This window comes from Actinomadura sp. BRA 177 (assembly GCF_013372625.1).
Taxonomy (GTDB): Bacteria; Actinomycetota; Actinomycetes; order Streptosporangiales; family Streptosporangiaceae; genus Spirillospora.
The window spans coordinates 1-3,375 of sequence record NZ_JABXFD010000518.1; the positions used below are offsets into that span (position 1 = coordinate 1).

The 3,375-nt window shown below is 66.0% G+C and carries 3 protein-coding genes; 2 read left to right on the plus strand and 1 reads right to left on the minus strand.

Annotated features, from left to right (window positions below):
• The first annotated feature begins 192 nt into the window (after positions 1-192).
• The gene (locus HUX53_RS29875; RefSeq protein WP_176406565.1) at positions 193-1,035 is read left to right on the plus strand and encodes a carboxylesterase family protein; all 843 of its coding nucleotides are present in this window, start codon (positions 193-195) and stop codon (positions 1,033-1,035) included.
• 4 nt (positions 1,036-1,039) lie between these two features.
• Here HUX53_RS29875 and HUX53_RS29880 read toward each other — a convergent pair whose 3' ends face one another.
• Positions 1,040-1,318, minus strand: a complete 279-nt coding sequence (locus HUX53_RS29880) for a DUF1905 domain-containing protein (RefSeq protein WP_176406563.1) — start codon at positions 1,316-1,318, stop codon at positions 1,040-1,042.
• 1,215 nt (positions 1,319-2,533) lie between these two features.
• Here HUX53_RS29880 and HUX53_RS29885 point away from each other — a divergent pair.
• Positions 2,534-3,375: DUF222 domain-containing protein (locus HUX53_RS29885; protein WP_176406564.1), on the plus strand; the 842-nt coding region annotated here is incomplete at its 3' end.

A 3,375-nucleotide genomic window follows, 5' to 3' on the forward strand; every position in this document is an offset into this window, starting at 1 on the left:
CCGCCACCATGCCAGCAACGTCGACCGATCCACCTGCGCGATATCGGCCGCCCTGTCCACCGGGACCTTCGCCTCCAGCATCCGCACCGCCTGCAGACGCTCCTCGAACGTCGACCTACGACCCTTCTTCGCCATACCATGATCATCCCACCCAAACGATCTTCAAAGTGGGGAAACCAACGATCTTCTTAGATCCCGCAGAGCTTCAGCTGCGCCACCCCGGTCCGCACCGAAGCCTCGGCCGAGGCCGATGGTGAGGCACTCGCCAAGGCCGTCGGATGCGAGGAAGGCTCACCCGCCTGCCTCCGCGCCGTCCCCGTCAAGACGCTGCTGGAGACCTTCGACGCAGCGGGCATGAGCGCCGGCCCCGTCGCGGGCGGCGACCGCGTCCTGCCACTGCAGCCCGCAGCGGCGATCGAGCGAGGCCGCTTCAACCGGGTGCCGGTCATGCACGGCAACACGTTGGACGAGATGCGCCTGTTCGTCTCGCTCTACTACCCGCGTCCGATCACCGCGGCACAGTACGAGGCCATCGTCCGCGCCACCTACGGTGCCGACGCCGACGCGGTGCTGGCGCGCTACCCGGCAAGCGACTACCCCGACCCCAGGATCGCGCTGGCCACGATCCAGACCGATGCCGGTGGCGCCCTCTCGTCCTGCCTGCACCAGGACGCGTTCCAACTCCTCAAGCGCGCGGGCGTCCCGGTATACGCCTACCAGTTCGCCGACCGCACGGCCCCTCCGCTGATCGACGTCCCCGGCTTCGAAGAGGGCGCCGAGCACGCCACGGAACTGACGTTCCTGTTCCCGGGCCTGCTGGGCGAGCTGAACCCGGAACAGCAACGCCTCTCCGACACAATGGTCGCCTACTGGACGTCCTTCGCCCACAACGGCAAACCTGCGGCGCCTCACGCCCCGCGCTGGCCCCGTTTCCACTCCTCGGACGACGTCCTGTCCCTGGCGCCCGGCTCCGGCGGCATCCACCGAACCGACACCACCAAGGCCAGTATGTGTTCTTTCTGGAACTCGCTCTGACTCGCTAACCGAGGCGCTCGTCAAGGTGCACGGTGACATCATCACCGACGTCCTTGCCGAGCGCCTCGCGGATCTCCGCCTTCACGGCCAGCTTGTGGTTGCCGTCGCCGAGCGCCATGAACGAGCCCTGGAAGGGATGCCCGTCGATGGTGCCCTTGACCTTCACGAGCCCGCGCGTCCGGAAGAACGCTGCCGACTCAGGCCAGATGACGTACGTCCACCCGCCCTTGGCAGGACTCTTCTGCAAACGGGCCGTGAACTCCTTGTCGAGCGGCGTGGTCATCGTTCCCCTCCTACGGGACGGCGTGTGCATGGATGCAGACCATCGAAGACGGTGATACTCATCGAACGGCCCCGGTACATGAGGAGCCTCCCACAACGACCCCGCCGCCGATCGCCTCCTTGAGTCGGTTACGACACCGAGCCTGGGGCTGGGGCTCGCCGGGCAGGTACCTCCCGAAGAGCCGCCCTCCGGTTACCGCTGTAGCCGCCTCTACCGTGCCCCCCAAAATGGTGCGGCCGGGACTTCCTCCCGTTGGTTTATGCGCGTGTTTATTGGGTCGTGTGCGTGGGTGGGGGCGGGGGATGTGCGCGTATCCGTGGATCGTGTACGTGGCCGGAGCCTTCTCCCGTTGGGACGTGCGCGGGTTCGCTCCGGCCTTGTGCGTGGCCGGAGTCTTCTTCCGTTGGGGCGTGCGCGGGATTGCTTGGGGTTTGTGCGTGGCTGAGGTCTTCTCTCGGGGGATGTTCGCGTATCTGCGGGTGGTGTGTGACCGGAGTCTTCTTCCGCTCGGACGTGCGCGGGATTGCTTGGGCCTTGTGCGTGGCTGAGGTCTTCTTTTTGCCGGGTTTAGTGTGGTTGCGGTGGTGGATGGCTGAGGTGGCCTCCCGAAGGCAGGCGCGCCCGTTTCTCTTGTCGCCGCTTGCTGTCACGTTGGTTGCGGTAGGTGGTGGGGGTGAGTGTTTATTATGCGGCCCGGTGCGTGGTTGCTGTTCAGCTGCGCTACGCGCAGCACGAAGAGATCGGCGAGGAACTGGCCCCGTGTTACGGCCACAGCCTGATGTGCGATGCCCTGGGAGATCCGTGGGAAATGGGTTGATGAGGGATGGGCGGCGAGGGGTTAGCGCGTCTCGATACCCCGGTCATAGGCGTCGGCGCGCGCGAAGCGCGCGCTTTGGGCAGTACCCGTGCCTGCCCTTCCCGGACGCACACCCCCAGCCCCATGACCTCAACCAACGTGACCCCAGCTGGTGACCGCCTGAACGTTTCGCACCAGTGCCGCAGGGGCCACCTAAGCTGTCCACCTGTAGCAACCACCCCAATCCCGATAAAGCCGCGCTCGGCCGTCTCTGACCGTTGGACAGGCACTGACCGCAAGGAGCATCCTTTCTCTCGGAGACCTGAAAATAAAGGTGACAGTAATGTGGCGTGTCCAAAATGTCCAGCCATGCTGGCGACGGTTCGCGCTAAAATTGAGGGACGAGTTCGAGTTGGGAGGTGAACCTCGTGTCGACGCCCGCCATAATCGTTGCTCCCCAGTGTGAGTGGGAAGACCGGGAGTGGTTCCCTCCTGGGCCGCAACTGGCCATCTGCCTTTCCGGTGACAAAAGCCGCCTGGCCGACCTGACCGATGATGAACTCCTCCAGGTAGCCGCCGCCGCACGCCGCCAAACCTCGTGGGCACAGGCCCGAGAATTGGCCGCCATCGCCGAACTCACCCAGCGCCGCACCCGCGCCGAGGCCGACGCCGACCCCGACTATCGGATTCTGTCCGCCCGCGAGTCGGTCACCGAAGAAGTCGCCGCAGCCCTCACCATCACCAGCAACGCCTCAGCCACCCTCCTTCACCTGGCCGAACAACTCACCGGCCCGCTCGCCGACACCGGGGCCGCCCTCGAAGCCGGACGGGTCGACCTGGCCAAAGCCCGCGTCGTCAGCGACCTCACCGCCGACCTCCCTCCAGAGATCACCCGACGGGTCCAAGCCGCCGCGCTGGAGAAGGCGTCCACCCAGACCACCGGGCAGCTCCGCCGCCGAATCAGGCGAATCGTCCAGCGCCTGGCACCCGAAGCCGTCGAAGAACGCAAGCAAGAGGCCGTCCGGCAACGACGCTTGGAACTCTGGGACACCCCATCCGGCACCGCCGACCTGTCACTGTGCGACCTGGCCGCAGAAGACGCCCACGCGATATTCAACAAGATCACCGCCGCCGCCCACGGCATCAAGATCGACGGAGACCCCCGCCCCCTGCAGAACATCCGAGCCGACCTGGCCACCCAACTCCTACAAGGCGCCGAACTCCCCACCGCCATCCGCACCCTCCTAACCCAAACCTGCAC

Bases quoted from the DNA above. Each gene is read 5' to 3' on its own strand.
- HUX53_RS29880 (WP_176406563.1), bottom strand. From the start codon at position 1,318: ATGACCACGCCGCTCGACAAGGAGTTCACGGCCCGTTTGCAGAAGAGT.